Below are 21,967 nucleotides of genomic sequence, written 5' to 3'. Positions count from 1 at the left end.
GTCACGGGCATCGCCTATTCCCGGTTCGATCCGGAATGGAGCGATTCTCGATGCGGACCTTCTGGCCGAGCCTTCTGTTTTCCGTCACGCTGGCGGCTTCCGCCAGCCAGTCAATGGCGGGCGAAACCCGTGCGAGGCAGATCCTCGACCGCTTCGAACATGCCAATCAGTGGCGCGACCACGTCATGGTGGTCGCGCATCGCGCCGGCAGCATGCAGGCCGGCAAGACGCTCTATGCGGAAAATTCGCTCGCCGCCGTCGAAGGCTCGATCGCGATCGGCGCCGAGATCGTCGAGGTCGACATCCGGCGCTCGAAGGACGGCGAGTTTGTAGTCATGCATGACAGCTGGCTTGATCGCACCACAACCTGCAAGGGTGAGGTGGTTAAGTACACGCTGGCCGAACTGAAGAGTTGCCGGCTGGTGATCGAAGGCACGGGCGCCGTAACCGACGAGACAGTCTCGACGCTGCGCGAGATGCTGCTGGCGACCCGGGACCAGATCCTCATCAATCTCGACAACAAGCTCGAGGTTGGGGACCTGTCGGGTATGGTCGCGGTGGCGCGAGATCTCGGCATGGCCGACCAGGTCATCGTCAAGGAAAACCTGTGGAACCAGACCAGGATCGCTACGGTGAAGGCTGCCATGGAAGCGGTCGGCGGCGGCTTCCAGTTCATGCCGATCATCGCCGACGACGCAGTGCATGACGCCGGTTTCGCCGCGACGGTCGACCATGCTTTTGCGCCGCGCGCGATCGAGCTGATCAACTGGCGCGCCGGCGCGGAGACGTTGACCGAGACTGGCGGGCCGCTGTTCAGCACGCGCATGCGCGCGGCCGCGGTGAGGGGCGACTGGCACATCTGGGCCGACACCTACGCCATCGTCAACAAGCCGGGCGGCTTCCTTGCCGGCGGCCGGGGCGATGAACTGGCGGTTCAGGCCAGCCTGCCGCGTGAAGCCTGGGGCTTCTGGGCCGATCGCGGCGCCACCATCATCCAGACCGATGAGCCAAAGGCGGCGATAGGCTGGCTGGCGGCAAATGGGTTTCGCGTGCCCTATGCGGAGACGGGCGAACGCGTCGAACCTGCCGCGACCGCCAGCATCAATTGATTTGCCGCGGCTGAAGTTCCGGCCTTGTTGTCGCAGGCCGGCGCCTGCTGACGCAACGGTGTCAGGGGAAACCCGTTATCCATGGGCATGCCCGATACCATCGTTCTCAAGCGCCCTGCCGCCTATGCCGCCACCGTTGCTGCGACCAGCCTCGGCTTCGTCGTCGTGCAGCTTGATGTCTCCATCGTCAACATCGCGCTGAACAGGATCGGTACTGGGCTGTCGATGGGGGTCGGCGGCCTGCAATGGGTCGTCGACGCCTACACACTTGCCTTCGCCTCGCTGCTGCTCGCCGGCGGCGCCCTCGGCGACAGGGTCGGCGCTCGCCGCGTTTTCGTTGGCGGCATGGCGCTGTTCAGCATTGCTTCGCTGGCTTGCGGCCTGGCTCAGAGTGCCTGGTTGCTGATTGCGGCGCGCGCTGCACAAGGCGCGGGTGCCGCCTTGCTGATGCCGTGTTCGCTGGCACTCCTCAATCGCGCCTACGCGTCCGACAAGGCGCGCCGGGCACGCGCCGTTGGGCTGTGGACGGCGGCGGGCGGCATCGCGCTGTCGGCAGGGCCGGTGCTCGGCGGCTTCATGGTCGCGTCGCTTGGCTGGGCCAGCATCTTTCTGGTCAACCTGCCCATTGGCGCTCTCGCCATCTGGATGGCTTATCGGTTTCTGCAGGAAACGCCGCTCAAGGCCGAGCGGCCGCCGATCGACTGGGTGGGGCAGGGACTTGTCGTGCTGGCGCTGTTTTCGCTGACCGGCGCCTTTATCGAAACCGGTTCATCGGGCTGGACCTCGATGCCGGTCATCGGCGGACTGGTATTGGCGGCGGTGGCCGCAAGCCTGTTCCTGCTGGTCGAGAGCCGGACGAGGGCGCCGATGTTTCCGCTCGGTCTCTTTGCCAGCCGCGTGCCGGCTGTGACGAGCCTTGTCGGACTGGCCGTCAACCTGACGCTCTATGGCACGATCTTCATGCTCAGCCTGTATTTCCAGCAGGAAAGGCATTTTTCTCCCGAGATGACAGGGCTCGCCTTCCTGCCGTTCATGGCGGCGGTCACCCTGTCGAACATTGCCGCCGGGCGCATTGCCGCAAACCATGGCCCACGATTGCCCATGGCGGTTGGCCTGTTCGTCGGAGCAGCCGGTTTCGGACTGATGGCGCTGATCCAGGCCGAAACATCCTACCTGTCGCTGCTGTGGCGCCTGCTGTTCCTGCCGGTCGGCATCGGCCTTGCCGTACCGGCCATGACCACCGCGCTCTTGTCTTCCGTTCCGGCGGAGATGTCGGGAACGGCATCGGGCGTACTCAACACCGTGCGCCAGTCGGGTGGCGCGATCGGGGTGGCGCTGTTCGGGTCCGCCTTGGCGCTGGGCACGATCGATGGCATGCAACTGGCATTCCTGGCCTCGGCGCTCGCGGTGGCCGGCTCGGCACTTTGCGCGTTCCTGTTCATCCGCGACGCCGACCATTCCGCTCAATAGTGATGCGCAACGCAAAAAGGCCGCCCGGAGGCGGCCTTTCGATTGTGAAGCTGCCTGCGCCTAGCGCTTCGAGAACTGGAACGAACGACGGGCCTTCGCCTTGCCGTACTTCTTGCGCTCGACGACGCGGCTGTCGCGGGTCAGGAAGCCGCCCTTTTTGAGCACGGCACGCAGCGCCGGCTCATAATAGGTCAGCGCCTTGGAGATGCCGTGACGCACAGCGCCGGCCTGGCCCGAAAGGCCGCCGCCGATGACGGTGGCGACGATGTCGTACTGGCCCGAGCGGTTGGCGGCGATGATCGGCTGGTTGAGGATCATCTGCAGGACCGGACGCGCGAAATAGGTCGCGAATTCCTTGTCGTTGACGACGATCTTGCCCGAACCTGGCTTCACCCAAACACGCGCGATGGCGTTCTTGCGCTTGCCGGTGGCATACGCGCGGCCCGACTTGTCGAGCTTCTGGACATGGACGGGTGCCGCGGCCTGCGTATTGGTGTTGCCGGTGGCGGCGCCCAGTTCTGCGAGCGAGGAAAGCTCAGCCATCTTATGCGACCTTCTTGTTCTTGGAATTCAGCTTGGCCACGTCGAGGACTTCTGGCTGCTGGGCGACATGCGGATGCTCGGCGCCTGCATAGACGCGCAGGTTCTTCATCTGGCGACGGCCGAGCGGGCCACGCGGAACCATGCGCTCAACGGCCTTCTCGACGACACGCTCGGGGAAACGGCCTTCGAGCAGTTGGCGCGCGGTGCGCTCCTTGATGCCGCCGGGGTGCCCGGTGTGCCAGTAATAGACCTTGTCGGTGAACTTCTTGCCGGTGAACACCACCTTGTCGGCATTGATGACGATGACATTGTCGCCGTCGTCGACATGCGGGGTGAAGGTCGGCTTGTGCTTGCCGCGAAGATGATTGGCGATAACGGTGGCGAGCCGGCCGACGACGAGACCTTCGGCGTCGATCAGGATCCACTTTTTCACCACATCCGCAGGCTTCTGCGAAAAGGTTGTCATGTTTTCTGCTTTCGGTTCGGACCTTCCCCAATCCACAAACGATAAGGAAGGCGTTTCTTGTTGCTTGGATTGGCGAAAAGCGCTTGCCCGCCGCCAATAACAAAACGGCGGCCTTTGCGGGCCGCTGCTTCGTGAGGGCTTATAGGGGAGAGAGTAGCCCTCGTCAAGCATCATTGGGAGTCAACGAAATCGAAAAACCGTTAAATTTCAAGTGCTAAACTATGTGGTATTATTTTACAACACGGCCTACCGCCAAAACGGCTGGTATTTCGCTCACCGCCGGCCACTCGTCACTGCAAGCAGGAGTCTGATGCCAACGCCGACCATAATGGCTCCGGCCAGCCTTCCCTGCCACACGACGAAGCTGCTTCGGCGCGACAGCCAGCCGCCGACCGCGCCGGAGGTCAGCGCGACAGCGCCGAGGACAAACATTCCCATCATCTTCATAGTCGTGCCGAGAATGACGAACTGCAACGCCGCTGGACCGGCCCAAGGGTGAACGAATTGCGGCAGCACCGCTAACATGAAGGCAAGCGTCGTCGGATTGGTGAGATTGCAGATCATGCCCTGCCGGAAAGCGGCTGTAGTGCCACCGGTGTTGGCAAAGGCAAAGGTACGACTTTCATCCTGCCGGCGCGCCAGCAGGAATTTGACCCCGATGGCGATCAGATAGATGGCGCCGACGATTTGGAGAAAGCTGTAAAGAGGCGGCGAGGATGTGATCAGCGTGGCAAGTCCCATCGCAAGTAATGGAATTTGCACGACGCCGGCCGATACGCAGCCCGTCGCGGCCGCCAGCGCGTGGCGCCAGCCCTGTCCGACGCCGCGACTGATCACAAGCATCATATCGGGCCCGACGCCGGAAAGCTGGTAGGCAAGCACGGCGCCGAGAAAGGCAAGGTATGTGGTCAGATCGGGCATGCCGCAAAACGGACGTGTCGATCGGGAGTTCCGGCCAGGATGCCGGATCGGCCTTCTCCGTGTCAGCGTTTCGGCGGGATCGAATAGGTTCCGGTGGCGTGCGCCACTGTCTGCCCCTCCGGGCCGGCGACGATGTCGATGTCGAAGACCATCAGGTTCTTTCCGAGCTTCAGAATGCGGCAATGGCCATCGATCGGTCCTGCCTCGGCCTTGCGGACGAAATTGATGTTCAGATTGGTGGTGACCGAGAGCGCATCGGGCCCGGCATGGCTGAGCACGCAGACATAGCCGCCAATGTCGGCCAGCGTGAACAAGGCAGGGCCGGACACCGTACCGCCGGGACGCAAATGCCGTTCGCCGGCATTGAGCCGCACGGTGCAGCCGCCGGGAAACACGTCGGTTGCCTCAAAGGCCGCGCCCTTTTCGTTGAGCTGCGGAAACACGGTCTCCATCAGCGCATTGACCTGGGCTGCTGTCAGCACCGGCTCGAGCTTGGTCTGGGCGGGCATCTCGGTCCTCATTCTGCGCCAAGCCTGTATGGGCGAAGCGGCGCGTTTCTGGCAACACCTTCATCCTACTGGCGCAAGCGATACGGTGTTGATGAAACCCCAGCCGATATTAGATACCTTGCCAGCGGAACGGAATCGCGGAGACCTTAGCCATGGCCGAAATCCTTGCCATCAAGCCTGTCGCAGTTGAAGGGCCGGTTGTGGCTAGGCGCGACGAGGGCCTGCTGCGCCTGACGCTTGCCAATCCCCCCGCGAACGCGCTTTCCCTGGCGGCGATGACGGCGCTGACGGAGGAACTGGACCGTGCCAGGGCCGACAAGGCCGTTCGCGTCATAGTGCTGTCGGCGGCCGGAAAGGTATTCTGCGCCGGCCACGATCTCAAGGAGATGACAGCGCGCCGCGCCGACGCCGATCGCGGCAAGGCCTTCTTCGAAGAGACGTTTGCCGCCTGCGCTACGCTGATGCAGGCGATCGTGCGCCACCCCAAGCCGGTGATCGCCGAAGTGGATGGCCTTGCCACCGCCGCCGGCCTGCAGCTTGTCGCCAGTTGCGACCTCGCCATCGCCTCGCATGAGGCGACGTTCTGCACGCCGGGCGTCAACATCGGCCTGTTCTGCTCGACGCCGATGGTGGCGTTGTCCCGCAACGTCTCGCGCAAGCACGCCATGGAAATGCTCCTGACTGGCGAAACCATCGATGCCGCGACCGCCAAGGAGTTCGGCTTGGTCAACCGCATAGTGCCGCGCGAGTACCTGAATCAGATTGTCAACAAATACGCGCAAACCATTGCTTCAAAATCACCTTCGGTGCTGAAGACCGGCAAGGAAGCGTTTTATGCGCAGGCCGAGATGGGGCTGGCGGATGCCTATGCCTATACCGGCCGGGTCATGGTCGAGAACATGCTGGCGCGTGACGCCCAGGAGGGCATCGGCGCCTTCATCGGCAAACGCAAGCCGGAATGGATCGACGAATAGGGACGAAAGTCATGGAGCCGCGCATCTCCATCATCACCATCGCCACCGACGATCTCGATCGTGCGGTGCGCTTCTACGAGACGATGGGCCTGAAGCGTCATGCCGGCATCACCGATGGCGTCGCCTTCTTCCAGATGGGTGGTGTTATACTCGGCCTGTTCCCGCGCGTCAGCGCCGAGGAGGATTCCGGCATCACCTTCGCCAAGGCGCCTTCCGCCGTCTATCTCGCCTACAACACCCGCTCCGATGCCGAAGTCGACGCGGTGCTTGCGATGGCTGAAGAGGCCGGCGGCCGCATCGTCAAGCCGGCAGGCCGTGCCTTCTGGGGCGGCTGGTACGGCTATTTCGCCGATGCCGACGGACATGTCTGGGAAGTGGCGCACAACCCGGCCTTTCCGATCGCGGAAGACGGTACGATCTCGCTGCCCGATTGATGGCTCACCGCAGGCAGTTGACGCGGCTCAAGGCGCCCTATCTCAAGCGCATTCTGCTCGATTCCGAGCGGGTGACCGATTGGGAAAAATACCCGTGGAACCTGCCGCTGTTTCGCGGTCACGCCTTCGAACTCGAATTCACCACACCAATTACCATCATCGTCGGTGAGAACGGCACCGGCAAATCGACATTGCTCGAGGCGATCGGCGCGCTCGCCGGTTACGACGAAGCCGGAGGCGGCAAGGGCTACCGGCCTGTCGACCATTCCGGCGCCATCGACAGGAGTGGTGCCGCGCTGGCAGATACCTTCCGTGGCCATTGGTTGCCAAAAGTCACCGCCGGCTGGTTCTTTCGCGCCGAATCCTTCTACTCGGTGGCTCGCTATCTTGACCAGGTGGCCCTGGAAGATCCGTTCAAGCCACCTCCGCCCGACTTTCTGTCCTGGTCGCATGGCGAAGGGTTCATCCGCTTCTTCGAGGAACGTTGCCGCAGGCAAGGCATCTACATCCTCGACGAGCCCGAAAGTGCGCTGTCTCCATCGCGCCAGATCGAACTTCTCAAGATGCTGCGGCGCATGGATCGGTCGGGCACTGCGCAAGTGATCATGGCGACGCATTCGCCGCTGCTGATGGCCTGTCCAGGCGCGCGGCTGTTCCGCATCAGCCGGTTCGGGCTAGATTCGACCGATTTTCGTGATACGGACCACTTCCGCATGATGCGCGATTTCAGCAGTGATCCTGATGGCTTTCTCGCCGAGGCGTTGTATGAGGACGAGCCATGAATCACGATAGCTATGACAACGCCTACATCGCCGGCATCCTCAATTCGGTGAAGACCATCGCCATGGTCGGCGCGTCCGCCAACGACGTTCGTCCAAGCTATTTCGTGTTGAAATACCTGCTGGCCAAGGGGTTTGAGGTGTTCCCCATCAATCCGGGCCATGCTGGCAAGGAGATACTCGGCCGTACGGTCTATGGCAGCCTTGCCGAGATTGCCCAGCCCATCGACATGGTCGACATCTTTCGCGCCTCGGCGGCGGTGGCCGGCGTTGTCGACCAGGTACTGAAGCTCGATCCCCTGCCGAAAGTGATCTGGATGCAACTCGGCGTGCGCCACGACGAAGCCGCCGCACGCGCCGAAGCCGCCGGCGTTAAGGTGGTGATGAACCGCTGCCCCAAGATCGAATATGGCAAGCTGTCCGGCGAGATCGGCTGGACCGGGGTCAATTCCGGTGTGCTGTCGTCGAAGAAGCCGCTGATGCGGTCGGGATTCCAGAGTTTCGGCGTGCGGCAAAAATAGACAACGGGAAGGCGCAAAATTATTCCGGCAGGAGCCGTATTTTCCTGCTGCCTGGTCGAAGATGACACGCCGAAGGGTATTTTCTTCTTTGCATTCGTGGTTGAGCTTGGCCAAGAATGGCCGGCGAATTTCAGAAGTTTTTTCGAGGGAGGTTTCAGTGACCCGCACGCCCGGTTTCAACACGCTCGCCGTCCATGCCGGCGCCAAGCCCGATCCGGCCACCGGCGCACGCGCCACGCCGATCTACCAGACGACCTCCTTTGTTTTCGACGACGCCGATCATGCTGCCTCGCTGTTCGGGCTGAAGGCCTTCGGCAACATCTACACCCGCATCATGAACCCGACGCAGGCGGTGCTCGAAGAACGCATAGCGGCGCTCGAGGGCGGCACGGCCGCCCTTGCGGTGGCGTCCGGCCACGCCGCCCAGGTAATCGTGTTCCACAATCTGTTGCAGCCGGGCGACAATTTCGTTGCCGCTAACAAGCTCTATGGCGGTTCGATCAACCAGTTCGGCCATGCCTTCAAGAACTTTGGCTGGGAGGTGCGCTGGGCCGAAGCGAACGATCCGTCAACCTTCGAGAGCCAGATCGATGACAAGACCAAGGCGATCTTCATCGAGAGCCTGGCCAATCCCGGCGGCACCTTCGTCGATATCGAGAAGATCGGCGACATCGCGCGCAAGCATGGCCTGCCGCTGATCGTCGACAACACCCTGGCCTCGCCCTACCTGATCCGGCCGATCGAGCACGGCGCCGACATTGTCGTCCATTCGCTGACAAAGTTCATTGGCGGTCACGGCAACTCGATCGGCGGCGCCATCGTTGATGGCGGCACGTTCGACTGGTCGAAATCAGGGAAGTACCCGATGTTGTCGGAACCGCGCCCCGAATATGGCGGCCTGGTACTGCACGAAACCTTCGGCAATTTCGCCTTCGCCATCGCCGCGCGCGTGCTTGGTCTGCGAGATCTCGGCCCGGCGATTTCGCCGTTCAACGCCTTTCTCATTCTGACAGGCCTCGAAACTTTGCCGCTGCGCATGCAGCGCCATTGCGACAATGCGATCACCGTCGCGGGCTGGCTGTCCAACCATCCCAAGGTGGCCTGGGTCAACTATCCCGGCCTTCCCAGCGACAAGAACAACGCCCTGCAAAAGAAATACTCGCCGCAAGGCGCCGGCGCGGTCTTCACCTTCGGCCTCAAGGGCGGTTACGAGGCCGGCGTCAAATTCGTCGAAGCGTTGGAGTTGTTCTCGCACTTGGCCAATGTCGGCGACACCAAGTCGTTGGTCATCCATCCGGCGTCGACCACGCACCGACAGCTGTCCGACGAGCAGAAGGTCAAGGCGGGTGCGGGACCGGACACGGTGCGGCTGTCCATCGGCATCGAGGACGTCACCGACATCGTCGCCGACCTCGAACAGGCACTCGCCAAAGTTTGATCTATTCTCTCCCTCGTTGGAGGGTCGGCGCAAAGCGCCGGGGTAGGGCGAGCCGGCCCGAGGCCGGTTCTTTCATGGAGGCAAATCCTGTCCGCGCATTACCTGACGATATCGACGGACTCTGTCGACGCCGAAGAAGGCGCGCCGGCGCCCGATCGCCTGATCTCGGGCGATCCGAAATTCCGCACCTGGAACGTCGAGGAGCGCGAAGGCGGTCTTTATGCCGGTATCTGGGAATCGACTCCGGGCAAGTGGCGCATCGTCTACGACGAATGGGAATTCTGTCACATCCTTTCCGGCGTTTCGGTGATCGAAGAGGAGGGTGGCGAAGCGCGCACCGTCAGGGCCGGCGACAGCTTCGTGCTGCGGCCTGGCTTTAAGGGAAGCTGGGAAGTGCTTGAAACCACCCGCAAGGAGTATGTGATCAGGCTGTGATCACTTTGCTGCGCGCAGCTCACAGCTCAGGCCTGCGCTCCTTCAGAAGCCGACGGTGAGCGCTTCCAGCCCGTGGAAGTGATACGTGTCGCGGAAGCTTGGGCTTTCGGCAAGACGAAGCTTTGGGTGCCGCTCGAACAATGTTTTCAGCGACACCTGCAATTCGAGCCTGGCCAGGGGCGCGCCGATGCAGAAATGGATGCCGGCGCCGAACGACACGTTCTTCTGGTCGGCACGATCCGGCCGGAAGGCTCGCGGCTCGGCAAAGGCATGAGGGTCATGGTTGGCCATGCCAAGCAGCAGGCCGATCGTCTGGCCGGGCTGCACGACGATCCCGGGAGCGATTTCGATCTCCTGGTAGGCGTAGCGGGTGAACATGTGCAGCGGCGCGTCGAAACGCAGGCATTCCTCGACAGCGGCCGCCGTTGCCTCGGCTGAGGTGAAGAAACGGCGCGGGTCGCCGCCTTGCGCCAAGATCGAGCGCACCGCATTGCCGGTCTGGTGCACGGTCGCTTCGTGGCCGGCATTGAGCAGCAGGATCGCCGAGGACACCATTTCGTCTTCCGACAATTTTTGGCCGCCCTCCTGCGCCGAGATCAGCAGCGACAGCAGGTCGTCGCCGGGATTTTTGCGCCGTTCGGCGATGGTGCCGCGCAGGAAATCGGCGAAATCCTGAGTCGCGCGATTGGCCGTCTCCTCGATCTCGCGAGTGCGGCCATGCACGTACATGGCGACCATTCGATGTGACCAGTCGAGCAGTTGCGGTCCCATTTCGACCGGCACGCCGAGCATCTCGGCAATGATGGTGATGGGCAGGGGAGAAGCGAAGGCGGGCAGCAGGTCGACTTGCTTGCCCGGCTCGAAACGATCGATCAGTTCGTTGGCGAGTGCCTCCACGCGCGGCCGCAGCCGCTCGACCTGGCGCGACACGAAGGCGCGGTTGACCAGTGTTCGAAGCCGCGTGTGTACCGGCGGCTCCAGTTCCAGCATGGAATTGGCTTCGATGCCGTCGAATGCCTTGAGATGTGTTCTATCCCGGCCGATGCCACGACTGTCGGGAATGCCCGCCGGGTTCTGGCGGCCGAAGCGGCGGTCGCGCAACAGCTTGTTGACGTCGTCGAAGCCGCCAAAGCACCAGAATCCGAATTCTTCCCAGAAAAAGACGTTCGATGCATCGTGCAGGAACGTGTAGGCCTCGTACGGATCCTGGAAGAAAGCCCACTCGTGCGGGTCAAGCCTCAGGCGACGGGTCGCTGGATCAAAGGCTAGGTAGGATGGCGTCGATTTGGTCATGCCAGACCAATAGCGCGGCTTGCCAGCCTGGTTCCAGACCGTATGTTGGCGCCCGCAATCCAATGCGTTGAGCCAGCCGCAACGGCTGCGGAAAGTCTGATTTGATGAATGTGATCGTTGTCGGCGCGGGCATCGCCGGTCTCTCCACCGCATGGTCGCTGGTCAAGGCCGGCCATAGCGCTTCCATCGTCGAGCAGGGGCCGATCCCCAATCCGTTGGCGGCATCCGGCGACCATCACCGCATCATTCGCCGTGCCTACCGGGCCGGGACCGGCTACGGCCGGCTGATCGGCGAGGCCTATGAAGCCTGGGACGAGATGTGGGCCGACCTCGGCGAGAACCATCTCGATTCCAGGGGCTTCCTCTGCGTCTCGCGCGAGCCGGGCGACGAAGCCGAGGAATACCGGGAAGGGCTGGAGGAGGGAAACTATCCGTTCGACCTGCTGGAACCTGATGCCGCGGTCGAACGCTGGCCTTTCCTGGAGCCGGGCTCGTTCCGCTACGCCTATTTTTCGCCGGAAGGCGGCGCGCTGCATTGCCGCAAGATCGCGTCCGGCCTGGCCAAGTGGCTGCGCGCCAACGGCGCCAACGTCTACGAGAACAGCAAGGTGACGGCGGTCGACTCCGAGGCAGGGCATATCGTGCTCGCGTCCGGCGAGACGATGCAGGCCGACCGCATCGTCGTCGCTGCGGGCGCCTGGGTGCTGAAACTGTTCCCCGAACTCGGCGGCGAACTGAAGACGTACCGAACCGCGCTCGCCTATGTCGAACCGCCGGCGGACCTCAAGGCCGTCTGGGAAGTTGCGCCCGTAGTCCTCGATGTAGGTGGCAAGACCGACGGTTACATGATCCCGCTGACCCGAGGTGCCGGCATGAAATTCGGTTCAGGCCTGCACAGGGTGCCGACCAGCGACGCCGACTGGAACCGGGAGCCGGTGCCGGGCGAGGGCGAGGCGATTCGCAACCTGTTTTCGCCGCCGATCGCCCGCATCGAGGAGTATGAGGTGACCGAAGTGGTCACCTGCGCCTATACATTCACGGACGATGAGAAATTCCTGGCGCATGAGACGGGCAAATGCCTGATCGTCTCGGCCTGCTCGGGCCATGGCTACAAGTTCGGCGCGGCGGTCGGCCGGCGCGTGGCGGCGGCTGTCGATGATGGCGATATTGCCGGCCTGAAACGTTGGTTGCGAGCCGAAATCGCCTGAATTCAGTCCTGGCAATGCCTGGGAATATGCACGCGCCGCCAGCCGGATGAGCCTTCGCGCACCAGCACGCGCCGCGCGACGGTCTGGTAGGCGGCGGGAATGTCGACGACGCGCCTTTGCTCCGGTCGCACCAGCACCTCCTCGGCGATCCTGTCATATTGCGCCGGGATGACGGTGCGCCTCGTGCGCTCCGGCCGGATCACCACCGTTTCGGCGACGCGTTCATAGCGCGCCCCGTGCCGGACCTTGCACAGCACCTTGCGGCCGTGGATGACGCGCCATTCCCAGGAATAGCCGCCATCGTCGACCTTGACTGTGTGGTAGACGGTGCGGGTGATTGCGGGCACCACCTCATAGGTCACCTGTGCCGGAACCGTCATCACCACGCGCTCGCGCGTGCCGTAGATCGGCGCTTCATAATCGACCTGCTGGCTGGGCGGACTGATCATCACGTCCTCATACACGGTATCATAGACATCAGGCGTGCGGACCGGCTCATAGCATTCGACGGCGCGGCCGCCCGCGGCCGTCTGCGAAATCGAGCCAAGCATGGTCAGCCCGGCCATGGCGAAGCATGCGGTTTTCCTGGACATCACATTCCCCCTGTTGAACCGTGGACACAAGTTCAACGTTGAATTGTAGGGGAAGCGGTCCGCGAGAAAAGCAGTTTCGGCGCATTTCGTTAAGTGATGCGGTTAAGAAACTGCTACCTGTCTTCGGCCGCAGGTGCCGTCGCGAGCCTGCGGAAGCGCCCGCCGCTGCGAATCTCGCCTGGAAAGCTTGATTCGACTTACCCAGATGGCTAGGAGGGGTCGGCCTTGCACAAGGATGAGCCGGCATCCTATTTACACAATAACGATCCAGAACCGATTCTGCCCGAGTTGCCAGCATGTCCGGCGCCGGAATCCCACCGCGAGACAAGAGATAACGAATGAAGAACCCCGTCGAAACCTACATGAACCTCGTTCCGATGGTGGTCGAACAGACCAATCGCGGCGAGCGGGCCTACGACATTTTCTCGCGCCTCCTCAAGGAGCGCATCATTTTCATCACCGGTCCGGTCGAGGACGGCATGGCGACGCTGGTCTGCGCGCAGCTTCTGTTCCTGGAAGCCGAGAATCCGAAGAAGGAAATCAACCTCTACATCAATTCGCCCGGTGGCGTCGTCACCTCGGGCATGGCCATCTACGACACCATGCAATTCATCAAGCCGGCCGTGTCGACGCTGTGCATCGGCCAGGCGGCCTCCATGGGCTCGCTGCTCCTGACCGCCGGCCACAAGGACATGCGCTTCGCCACGCCGAACGCCCGCATCATGGTTCACCAGCCGTCCGGCGGCTTCCAGGGCCAGGCGTCCGACATCGAGCGTCATGCCCAGGACATCATCAAACTGAAGCGCCGCCTCAACGAGGTGTACGTCAAGCACACCGGCAAGAGCTACGACGAGATTGAAAAGACGCTCGACCGTGACCATTTCATGACCGCGGACGAGGCCAAGGACTTCGGCCTGATCGACAAGGTCATTTCGTCGCGCGAAGCGGCCGAAGGGGCGCTGGCATAACGGCATATTGGCAGTTGGATGGCGGCATCACGCGCTTTTGGCGCGTCTTGCGGCATTTCGGCCACAATTGGCTGTTCCCTCGACGATCGGGATTGCCTACGTTAAGGCTATGTTGATTTTCGACGGCTTAGCTTTGTGTGGGGTTGCTGCGAATCATTGCCACGTTTTCTGATTTGTGTTTCGTACGGAATACGTTGCGGGAGCCGGGATACTGGCGGCGGCGGATTCCCGCGATAAATAGAGTATGCGCCCTTTCAGCCAGACCATCGGCGGGCGGCCATGAAAGGACATGAAAATGAGCAAAGTCGGCAACAACAGCGGCGATTCCAAGAACACGCTTTATTGCTCGTTTTGCGGCAAAAGCCAGCATGAGGTGCGCAAGCTGATCGCCGGCCCGACGGTCTTCATCTGCGACGAATGCGTCGAGCTGTGCATGGACATCATCCGCGAGGAGAACAAGACCTCGATGGTGAAGTCGCGCGAGGGTGTGCCGACCCCGCAGGAGATCCTCAAGGTTCTCGACGACTACGTTATCGGCCAGCCGTACGCCAAGCGCGTGCTTTCGGTGGCCGTCCACAATCACTACAAGCGCCTCGCCCATGCCGGCAAGAACAACGATGTCGAACTGGCCAAGTCCAACATCCTGTTGATCGGCCCGACCGGTTGCGGCAAGACGCTGCTGGCGCAGACGCTGGCCCGCATCATCGACGTGCCCTTCACCATGGCCGATGCCACGACGCTGACCGAGGCCGGCTATGTCGGCGAGGACGTCGAGAACATCATCCTGAAGCTGTTGCAGTCGGCCGACTACAATGTCGAACGCGCCCAGCGCGGCATCGTCTACATCGACGAGATCGACAAGATCTCGCGCAAGTCCGATAACCCCTCCATCACCCGCGACGTGTCGGGCGAGGGCGTGCAGCAGGCGCTGTTGAAGATCATGGAAGGCACTGTCGCCTCGGTACCGCCACAGGGCGGCAGGAAACATCCGCAGCAGGAGTTCCTGCAGGTCGACACCGCCAACATCCTGTTTATCTGCGGCGGCGCCTTCGCCGGGCTGGATAAGATCATATCGGATCGTGGCCGCAAGACCTCGATCGGCTTCGGCGCCACCGTGGCATCGCCCGAGGATCGCCGCACCGGCGATGTCTTCCGCCTTGTGGAGCCAGAGGACCTCTTGAAGTTCGGCCTCATTCCCGAGTTTGTCGGCCGTCTGCCGGTCCTGGCGACGCTGGAAGACCTCGACGAGCCGGCGCTGATCCAGATCCTGACCGAACCGAAGAACGCACTGGTCAAGCAATACCAGCGGCTGTTCGAGATGGAGAATGTCGACCTGACCTTCCACGAGAACGCATTGTCTGCGATCGCCAAGCGCGCCATCGAGCGCAAGACCGGCGCGCGTGGCCTGCGCTCCATCATGGAAGCGATCCTGCTCGACACCATGTTCGAACTGCCGGCGCTCGAAGGCGTGCGCGAAGTGGTGATTTCGGAAGAAGTGGTGACCGGCAGCGCCCGGCCGCTCTACATCTATTCCGAACAGAAGGAAAAGAAGGGCAATGTCAGCGCCTGACATGCCACTTGAGCCCATATTTTTGTGGAACGGCGCCCTCGGGGCGCCGTTTTGCCATGAGGGGCGTGCGACCTTCGTGATGGAATGGAAAGCCGGCGATGTTAACTCTTGATCTTTGGCCCTCCTGCATCCACCTAACATGGGAAGGCCGAGGTGCCCGATTTCTGTGCTGTAAAACTCCCGTCACAACGGTGGTAGGCGGAACGATCCCCGGTCGTTAATATAAGATTCGCGGTTGGCCGATTGGCGGCCGCGACATGAAAGGTTGGACAATGGCCAAAATAACCAAGGCTCCCAGCGACGGCGTCTTCGCAGTCCTCCCACTGCGCGACATCGTGGTGTTCCCGCACATGATCGTTCCGCTCTTTGTCGGGCGTGAAAAGTCGATCAAGGCGCTGGAAGAGGTGATGGGTCAGGAAAAGCAGATCCTGCTCGCCACCCAGATGAATGCCGCCGATGACGATCCGGAGCCCGATGCCATCTTTGATATCGGCACGCTCGCCAACGTGCTGCAATTGCTGAAGCTGCCCGACGGCACCGTCAAGGTACTGGTCGAAGGCGCCTCGCGCGCGAAAATCACCGCGTTCACCGACCGTCCCGACTTCCATGAGGCCCGCGCCACCGCGCTGGTCGAGCCGGAAGAGGAAGAGGTTGAGGTCGAGGCGCTGGCTCGTTCGGTCGTCACCGACTTCGAGAACTACGTCAAGCTCAACAAGAAGATCTCGCCCGAGGTGGTTGGTGCCGCCAGCCAGATCGACGACTATTCCAAGCTCGCCGACACGGTCGCTTCGCACCTCGCCATCAAGATCCCCGAGAAGCAGGAGATGCTGGCCACGCTCTCGGTCAAGGAGCGGCTGGAAAAGGCGATGGGCTTCATGGAAGCCGAGATATCCGTCCTGCAGGTGGAGAAGCGCATCCGCTCGCGCGTCAAGCGCCAGATGGAGAAGACGCAGCGCGAATACTACCTCAACGAGCAGATGAAGGCGATCCAGAAGGAGCTCGGCGAAGGCGAGGACGGCCGCGACGAGGCCGCCGAGATCGAGGCCCGCATCAAGAAGACCAAGCTCTCCAAGGAGGCCCGCGAAAAGGCGGAAGCCGAATTGAAGAAGCTGAGGACGATGTCGCCTATGTCGGCGGAATCCACCGTGGTGCGTAATTATCTCGACTGGATCCTGTCGATTCCGTGGGGCAAGAACTCCAAGGTCAAGCAGGACCTGGCGTTCGCGCAGAACGTGCTCGACACCGACCATTTCGGTCTCGACAAGGTCAAGGACCGTATCGTCGAGTATCTCGCCGTGCAAAGCCGCCAGAAGAAGCTCAAGGGGCCCATCCTGTGCCTCGTCGGCCCTCCCGGCGTCGGCAAGACCTCGCTCGGCAAGTCGATCGCCAAGGCGACCGGCCGCGAGTTCATCCGCATGGCGCTGGGCGGCGTGCGTGACGAGGCCGAGATCCGCGGCCACCGGCGCACCTATATCGGCTCGATGCCCGGCAAGGTCATCCAGTCGATGAAGAAGGCGAAGAAATCCAATCCGCTCTTCCTGCTCGACGAGATCGACAAGATGGGCCAGGATTTCCGCGGCGATCCGTCGTCGGCTTTGCTGGAGGTGCTCGACCCCGAGCAGAACTCGACGTTCATGGACCACTATCTGGAGGTCGAGTACGACCTGTCGAGTGTGATGTTCGTGACGACGGCGAACACGCTGAACATCCCTGCGCCCTTGATGGACCGCATGGAAATCATCCGTATCGCCGGCTACACCGAGGACGAGAAGATCGAGATCGCCAAGCGGCATTTGCTGCCGAAGGTGGTGCGCGATCACGCGCTGCAGCCGAAGGAGTTCTCCGTCAGTGAGGACGCGATCCGCGCCATCATCCAGACCTACACCCGTGAAGCGGGCGTCAGGAGCCTGGAGCGCGAGCTGATGAAGCTCGGGCGCAAGGCGGTGACCGAGATCCTGAAGACGAAGAAGAAGACTGTGAACATCGCGGCGGACAATCTCGCCGATTATCTCGGTGTTCCGCGCTTCCGCTTCGGTCAGGTCGAGGCAGACGACCAGGTCGGCGTCATCACCGGACTTGCCTGGACGGAAGTCGGCGGCGAGCTGCTGACGGTTGAAGGCGTCATGATGCCCGGCAAGGGCCGCATGACGGTGACCGGCAATCTGCGCGACGTGATGAAGGAATCGATTTCGGCGGCGGCCTCCTATGTCCGCTCGCGCGCTCTCGATTTCGGCATCGAGCCGCCGCTGTTCGACAAGCGCGACATCCACGTCCACGTGCCGGAGGGTGCCACGCCCAAGGATGGGCCGTCGGCCGGTGTGGCGATGGCGACCGCGATCGTCTCCGTGCTGACCGGCATTCCGGTCAGGGCCGATGTCGCCATGACCGGCGAGATCACGCTGCGCGGCAGGGTGCTGCCGATCGGCGGTCTGAAGGAGAAGTTGCTTGCCGCACTGCGCGGCGGCATCAAGAAAGTGCTGATCCCGGAAGACAACGCCAAGGATCTGGCGGATATTCCTGACAACGTGAAGAACGGTATGGAAATCATCCCGGTCTCGCGGGTCGGCGAGGCGTTGCGCCACGCGTTGGTGCGTATGCCGGAGCCAATCGAATGGGTCGAACCGGTCAATCCTCCTGCCGCGACGGACACTGCGGATGACGCCGGAAAGTCGCTTGCGCATTAGTTCTTGCTAAAGTTGCAGCGCACAAACAGAAAGCCGGGCCTCGCGCCCGGCTTTTTCATGTGAAAAACCCCGGAATTCCGGGCTTTTTTCCATCCTTTCCCGGCTTTTCGACTTGGTTGCGGGAGCGCTTCTTTCTAAAGTCCGTTTCCTGCCGGATGAGTCGTGAGTTCCGGTGTTCTCATGGAAGGGAATTTTTATGAACAAGAACGAACTGGTGTCCGCTGTTGCCGACGCCGCGAGCATTTCGAAGGGTGACGCGCAGTCGGCTGTCGATGCGGTATTCTCCGTCATCACCGGCGAACTGAAGAAGGGCGGCGATGTCCGGCTTGTCGGCTTTGGCAATTTCACCGTGTCAAAGCGCGCAGCCTCGACCGGCCGCAACCCTCAGACCGGCGCCGAAGTAAAGATCCCGGCGCGCACCGTGCCGAAGTTCTCGGCCGGCAAGGGTCTCAAGGACGCCGTCAATTAAGCGCCTTTTTTAAATTTCAAAATATCAGAAAAGCCGGGCAAGCCCCGGCTTTTCTTTTGCGCTCCTACTGGTCGATAGGTTCGCGATTGCGAGCTACCCGGTCGGCGCGTCCGCCCGCATCAGGCCGTCCTTCTTCAGGTCGGCCCAGAGTGCCGCCGGCAGTCTCGCATCGAGCAGTGACCGATTGCTTTCGACCTCGCTTGGCCGCTGGCCACCGGGGATCACCGACACGACGGACGGATGCAGCAACGGGAACTGCAGCGCTGCTTCGATCAAGCGCACGTCATGCCGTCGGCAGACCGCCTCGATGCGCGCCACCCGGTCGAGCACGTCCCGCGGCGCTTCGGTGTAGTTGTAGAAGGCACCCGGCTTCGGCCCCGTGGCCAGGATTCCGGAATTGTAGGGGCCGCCCAAAACGATGCCGATGCCGCGCTTCTGGCAGAGCGGCAGGAAGGATGTCAGCGCCTCCTGCTCGAGCAGCGTATAGCGGCCGGCGAGCAGAAACAGATCGAAATCACCGCGCTCGGCCAATGTCTGGGCAACCTGCCATTCGTTGATGCCGCCACCGAAGGCCTTGATGACGCCCTGGTCGCGCAAGGCAAGCAGCCCGTAATAGCCGGAGCGCATAAACTCCTCTATGCGCTGGTCGGACGCTTCCTTGCTGCCATGGGTGAAGATGTCGACGTCGTGCACGAACAGAATGTCGATGCGGTCGACGCCGAGCCGTTCCAGGGACGCTTCGAAGGAGCGCATCACGCCGTCATAGCTGTAGTCGTAGACCTCCTTGCGCGACGGCGTGTCGAAGAACTTGCCGATGCCGGTGCGCTCTTGCGGCGGACAGGCGCGCATGATGCGGCCGACCTTGCTCGACAGCACGTAGTCGTCGCGCTTCTTGCCGCGCAGGAAGGGGTTGAGCCGCGTCTCCGACAAGCCAAGCCCATAGAGCGGCGCGGTGTCGTAATAGCGGCAGCCGGTCGCCCATGCAGCCTCCAGCGTCGCATTGGCGTCCTCGTCGGAGACCGCGCGGTAGAGGTTGCCGAGCGGCGCCGTGCCGAAGCCGAGTTCGGTGAAGCTGATGCCGCCATTGCCGATGCGGTCGAAATGCCGTGTCTTCATATCCTGCCGTTTGCCTCATTGATTTGTCTGACATGACACTATCACGCTCGTGGCACAGCAAAAGCGCGCAGGGGCGTTGGACACGGATTTTGGCGGTGATAGCATGAATAAAAACAAGCTGTTCGGGGAGAGACGTGACCGGGAATTTCCACTCTTCTTCGACCTCGGATCGTTGGACGGCACCGTCGTGAGCGATGGGGGCTCGCAGATGTTCAGGACCGCTCTGGACGAGCTCGGCACTGTGCTGGCGCGCGTCGACGACGGCCGGATCGATGCCGCCTGCGAGATACTTGCAGGAGCACGCCAGATCGTCGTCTATGGCTGCGGCCGCGAGGCCTTGCAGGTCAAGGGCTTCGCCATGCGCCTCCATCATCTGGGCCTCCCGGTGTCGGTGGTCGGCGACATGACCACGCCGCCCGTGGGGCAGGGCGATATCTTCCTGGTCAGTTCCGGGCCTGGAGAAACCGCGACCGTGCTGACCCTGATGCAGGTGGCGCGCCAGGCCGGCGCGACGGTTCTGCTTCTGACCGCTCAGCCGGGCGGCAGTGCAGCGCGCTTGGCTGACTTCACGCTGCTCGTGCCGGCGCAAACCATGGCTGACGACCAGGGTCCGCAAAAAACATCGGTCCTGCCGATGGGATCGGTGTTCGAAGGCGCGCTGTTCCTGCTGTTCGAGGTCATGGTGCTGAAGCTCAGGGGGTTGACCGCGGCCTCGCCGGAGGCGATGCGGGCCCGTCACACCAATATGGAGTAGTGCGATGCGCTACGAGTTGATGCTGCCGCACCAGATCCGCAAGGCGATCGCCCAGAACTGGCCGATCGCGCTGCCGCTCGGCGTGCTCGAATACCATGGCGAGCACATGGCGGTCGGCATGGACACGCTGGCGGTCGTCAAGACGCTGGAGCTGTTTGAGAAGGAGCGGGAGATCGTCATCCTGCCGCCCTTCTACTACGGCGCGGCGAGCTACGCCGTGGCGCCGCCGGAGGGCACAGGCTCGGTGCAGGTTGGCGGCAATCAACTGGCGCCCTTCGCGGAGGAACTGTTCTACAGCCTGCTGCGCATCGGTTTTCGCAACATCCACGCCATAATCCACCACCAGACCGAGAATTTCGCCGCCGGCATGCCGACCGATCTCGCCTTCAAGGCCGCCGGACGTCAGGCGATCTTCCGCTTCCTTGAGAAGGAACGAGGTGAAGGCTGGTGGGGCTCCGAGGCGATGGCCGCCTACTATGCCGAGCATGCCGAGGGCAGCAATTTTTTCAACTGGGTGCAGGTGCATCCGCTGATGCCGGCCTCGATGAACGGCAAGTACCCGTTCGATCATGCCGGCATCGGCGAGACCTCGCTGATGCTGGCGCTATGCCCTGAGGCTGTCGATGCCGGCCATTTCGCCGACAATACGAGCTGGTATACGGCCAGTGCTCCGGATGCCTCGGCTGCGCTCGGAGCAGAGGGCGTTGCCATGATCATGGATCACCTGCGCACGATCCTGAGGGGCTAGCGCGGTTCTTCCTTCTCCCTTGTGGGAGAAGGTAAGGACGGCGCCGCCTATTTCACCGCTCCCGCGGTCATGCCCATGATCAGATAGCGCTCCAGCGCGATGCCGATGACGGCCAAGGGCGCGATTGCCGCCGTGGCAAGCGCTGCCATCGACCACCAGTTGATGCCTTGCGAACCGGTCTGGCTCGCCACCATGACCGGAATTGTCTTGGCGTCGGTCGAGGTCAAAAGGGCGGCGAAGAAATACTCGTTCCAGCACAGCACCATCGCCAGGATGAAAGCGGCGACCATGCCGGGCAGGGCGATCGGCATGACGATGCGAAAGAACGCGCCCCAGATCGACAACCCGTCGACGAGGGCCGCTTCCTCAAGCTCGACCGGGATGGAATTGAACTGGTCGCGCATGATCCAGATGACGATCGGCAGCACCATCAGCGTGTAGAGCAGGATCAGCCCGATGCGCGTGTCGAGCAGTCCGACTTCGCGGTAAAGCACCAGGAACGGCAGTGCGAGCACGACTGGCGGCAGGATGAGCTGCGACAGGAAGAAGAAGGAAATGTCCTCGTTCTTGAACCAGGCGAAGTGATAGCGGTAGCGCGTGAGGCCGTAGGCGGCGAGGCTGCCGATGACGATGGCGAGGCTCGACGCGCCGACCGAAGTGATGACCGAATTCATGAAGCGCTTGAAGAATTCGTCGCGGACGGTCGACGTCTGGAAGATCGAATCCGGCGACAGGCCAAGCGATCGCCAGCCCTTCCAGTCCGGCTGGAAGTCGACGAAGGGGATCAGATGCCCCTGGGTCACGTCTACCGCCGACTTGAACGAGGTCGTGATCGTCCAGTAGATCGGAAAGAGGCAGATGAAGGCCCAGAACACAAGCGCGCCATAGATGAAGACGCGGCTGGTGATGAAGCTCGCCGGTGAGCGGATTTCGGAGACGGTATAGTCGGTGGTCTGAACGCTCAT

23 protein-coding genes are annotated in these 21,967 nt (G+C 62.3%); 15 read left to right on the top strand and 8 right to left on the bottom strand.

All coding sequences use genetic code 11. The features are described from left to right. Window positions 1-50 precede the first annotated feature (50 nt). Entirely contained in the window at window positions 51-1,109 is a 1,059-nt protein-coding gene (locus tag FJ940_RS08200; RefSeq protein WP_140515740.1) for a glycerophosphodiester phosphodiesterase family protein, read from the top strand. An 81-nt stretch (window positions 1,110-1,190) separates the two neighbouring features. Then, window positions 1,191-2,579: an MFS transporter gene (locus FJ940_RS08195; RefSeq protein ID WP_224619368.1), complete on the top strand. Its 1,389-nt coding sequence runs from the start codon at window positions 1,191-1,193 to the stop codon at window positions 2,577-2,579. A 60-nt stretch (window positions 2,580-2,639) separates the two neighbouring features. Here the strand turns inward: FJ940_RS08195 and rpsI are convergent, their stop codons facing one another. The 4 genes from rpsI to FJ940_RS08175 all read right to left on the bottom strand — a co-directional run bounded on the left by rpsI (window position 2,640) and on the right by FJ940_RS08175 (window position 5,018). Continuing rightward, window positions 2,640-3,122 (bottom strand): 30S ribosomal protein S9, encoded by a 483-nt coding sequence (rpsI, locus tag FJ940_RS08190; protein WP_140493960.1) that lies wholly within the window; start codon window positions 3,120-3,122, stop codon window positions 2,640-2,642. 1 nt (window position 3,123) lies between these two features. After that, window positions 3,124-3,588, bottom strand: coding sequence for a 50S ribosomal protein L13 (gene rplM / locus FJ940_RS08185; RefSeq protein ID WP_010915638.1), 465 nt, complete (start codon window positions 3,586-3,588; stop codon window positions 3,124-3,126). A 273-nt stretch (window positions 3,589-3,861) separates the two neighbouring features. After that, window positions 3,862-4,470 carry a LysE family translocator gene (locus FJ940_RS08180; protein WP_246670993.1) on the bottom strand — a complete coding sequence of 203 codons (609 nt, stop codon included), beginning with the start codon at window positions 4,468-4,470 and terminating at the stop codon, window positions 3,862-3,864. A gap of 101 nt (window positions 4,471-4,571) precedes the next feature. Further along, a complete protein-coding gene (locus FJ940_RS08175; RefSeq protein WP_140493956.1) occupies window positions 4,572-5,018 on the bottom strand; it encodes a PaaI family thioesterase in 447 nt (148 codons plus the stop codon). A 152-nt stretch (window positions 5,019-5,170) separates the two neighbouring features. On the opposite strand from FJ940_RS08175, the gene FJ940_RS08170 reads away from it, so the two are divergent. From FJ940_RS08170 to FJ940_RS08145, 6 genes are all read left to right on the top strand, one after another. Beyond that, entirely contained in the window at window positions 5,171-5,992 is an 822-nt protein-coding gene (locus FJ940_RS08170; protein ID WP_140656099.1) for an enoyl-CoA hydratase, read from the top strand. An 11-nt stretch (window positions 5,993-6,003) separates the two neighbouring features. Further along, entirely contained in the window at window positions 6,004-6,426 is a 423-nt protein-coding gene (locus FJ940_RS08165; protein WP_140521831.1) for a VOC family protein, read from the top strand. Beyond that, the gene (locus tag FJ940_RS08160) at window positions 6,426-7,208 is read left to right on the top strand and encodes an AAA family ATPase (RefSeq protein ID WP_140521833.1); all 783 of its coding nucleotides are present in this window, start codon (window positions 6,426-6,428) and stop codon (window positions 7,206-7,208) included. The genes FJ940_RS08165 and FJ940_RS08160 overlap by 1 nt, the downstream gene beginning before the upstream one ends. Then, entirely contained in the window at window positions 7,205-7,726 is a 522-nt protein-coding gene (locus tag FJ940_RS08155; RefSeq protein WP_140521835.1) for a CoA-binding protein, read from the top strand. Before FJ940_RS08160 ends, FJ940_RS08155 begins: the two co-directional genes overlap by 4 nt. A 157-nt stretch (window positions 7,727-7,883) precedes the next feature. Beyond that, the gene (locus FJ940_RS08150; protein WP_140493947.1) at window positions 7,884-9,164 is read left to right on the top strand and encodes an O-acetylhomoserine aminocarboxypropyltransferase; all 1,281 of its coding nucleotides are present in this window, start codon (window positions 7,884-7,886) and stop codon (window positions 9,162-9,164) included. An 84-nt stretch (window positions 9,165-9,248) separates the two neighbouring features. Further along, window positions 9,249-9,599, top strand: a complete 351-nt coding sequence (locus FJ940_RS08145) for a cupin domain-containing protein (protein WP_140656096.1) — start codon at window positions 9,249-9,251, stop codon at window positions 9,597-9,599. A gap of 42 nt (window positions 9,600-9,641) precedes the next feature. Here FJ940_RS08145 and FJ940_RS08140 read toward each other — a convergent pair whose 3' ends face one another. Next, the gene (locus tag FJ940_RS08140; RefSeq protein WP_140583434.1) at window positions 9,642-10,892 is read right to left on the bottom strand and encodes a cytochrome P450; all 1,251 of its coding nucleotides are present in this window, start codon (window positions 10,890-10,892) and stop codon (window positions 9,642-9,644) included. Window positions 10,893-10,996: 104 nt separating this feature from the next. On the opposite strand from FJ940_RS08140, the gene FJ940_RS08135 reads away from it, so the two are divergent. After that, on the top strand, window positions 10,997-12,100 hold the full coding sequence (locus FJ940_RS08135; RefSeq protein ID WP_140656093.1) for an FAD-dependent oxidoreductase: 1,104 nt from the start codon (window positions 10,997-10,999) through the stop codon (window positions 12,098-12,100). Between the two features lie 2 nt (window positions 12,101-12,102). Here the strand turns inward: FJ940_RS08135 and FJ940_RS08130 are convergent, their stop codons facing one another. Then, on the bottom strand, window positions 12,103-12,693 hold the full coding sequence (locus FJ940_RS08130) for a hypothetical protein (RefSeq protein WP_140521843.1): 591 nt from the start codon (window positions 12,691-12,693) through the stop codon (window positions 12,103-12,105). 338 nt (window positions 12,694-13,031) lie between these two features. Between FJ940_RS08130 and clpP the strand changes: the two genes are divergently transcribed. The 4 genes from clpP to FJ940_RS08110 all read left to right on the top strand — a co-directional run bounded on the left by clpP (window position 13,032) and on the right by FJ940_RS08110 (window position 18,384). After that, on the top strand, window positions 13,032-13,661 hold the full coding sequence (gene clpP / locus FJ940_RS08125; protein ID WP_027028064.1) for an ATP-dependent Clp endopeptidase proteolytic subunit ClpP: 630 nt from the start codon (window positions 13,032-13,034) through the stop codon (window positions 13,659-13,661). 295 nt (window positions 13,662-13,956) lie between these two features. After that, the gene (gene clpX / locus FJ940_RS08120) at window positions 13,957-15,231 is read left to right on the top strand and encodes an ATP-dependent Clp protease ATP-binding subunit ClpX (RefSeq protein WP_140493939.1); all 1,275 of its coding nucleotides are present in this window, start codon (window positions 13,957-13,959) and stop codon (window positions 15,229-15,231) included. Window positions 15,232-15,503: 272 nt separating this feature from the next. Then, window positions 15,504-17,915 (top strand): endopeptidase La, encoded by a 2,412-nt coding sequence (lon, locus tag FJ940_RS08115; protein ID WP_140656090.1) that lies wholly within the window; start codon window positions 15,504-15,506, stop codon window positions 17,913-17,915. A gap of 196 nt (window positions 17,916-18,111) precedes the next feature. Beyond that, on the top strand, window positions 18,112-18,384 hold the full coding sequence (locus tag FJ940_RS08110) for an HU family DNA-binding protein (RefSeq protein WP_006201846.1): 273 nt from the start codon (window positions 18,112-18,114) through the stop codon (window positions 18,382-18,384). A 93-nt stretch (window positions 18,385-18,477) separates the two neighbouring features. Here FJ940_RS08110 and FJ940_RS08105 read toward each other — a convergent pair whose 3' ends face one another. Further along, window positions 18,478-19,500, bottom strand: coding sequence for an aldo/keto reductase (locus tag FJ940_RS08105; RefSeq protein WP_140515754.1), 1,023 nt, complete (start codon window positions 19,498-19,500; stop codon window positions 18,478-18,480). Window positions 19,501-19,708: 208 nt separating this feature from the next. Between FJ940_RS08105 and FJ940_RS08100 the strand changes: the two genes are divergently transcribed. Continuing rightward, entirely contained in the window at window positions 19,709-20,254 is a 546-nt protein-coding gene (locus FJ940_RS08100; protein ID WP_140656290.1) for an SIS domain-containing protein, read from the top strand. Window positions 20,255-20,258: 4 nt separating this feature from the next. Then, window positions 20,259-21,002: a creatininase family protein gene (locus FJ940_RS08095; RefSeq protein WP_140656088.1), complete on the top strand. Its 744-nt coding sequence runs from the start codon at window positions 20,259-20,261 to the stop codon at window positions 21,000-21,002. A gap of 47 nt (window positions 21,003-21,049) precedes the next feature. Here FJ940_RS08095 and FJ940_RS08090 read toward each other — a convergent pair whose 3' ends face one another. Next, the gene (locus tag FJ940_RS08090) at window positions 21,050-21,967 is read right to left on the bottom strand and encodes a carbohydrate ABC transporter permease (RefSeq protein ID WP_140515758.1); all 918 of its coding nucleotides are present in this window, start codon (window positions 21,965-21,967) and stop codon (window positions 21,050-21,052) included.

The sequence above is a fragment of the Mesorhizobium sp. B2-3-7 genome (assembly GCF_006442695.1).
GTDB lineage: Bacteria > Pseudomonadota > Alphaproteobacteria > Rhizobiales > Rhizobiaceae > Mesorhizobium.
This window is presented reverse-complemented; position numbering and strand designations above follow the sequence as displayed.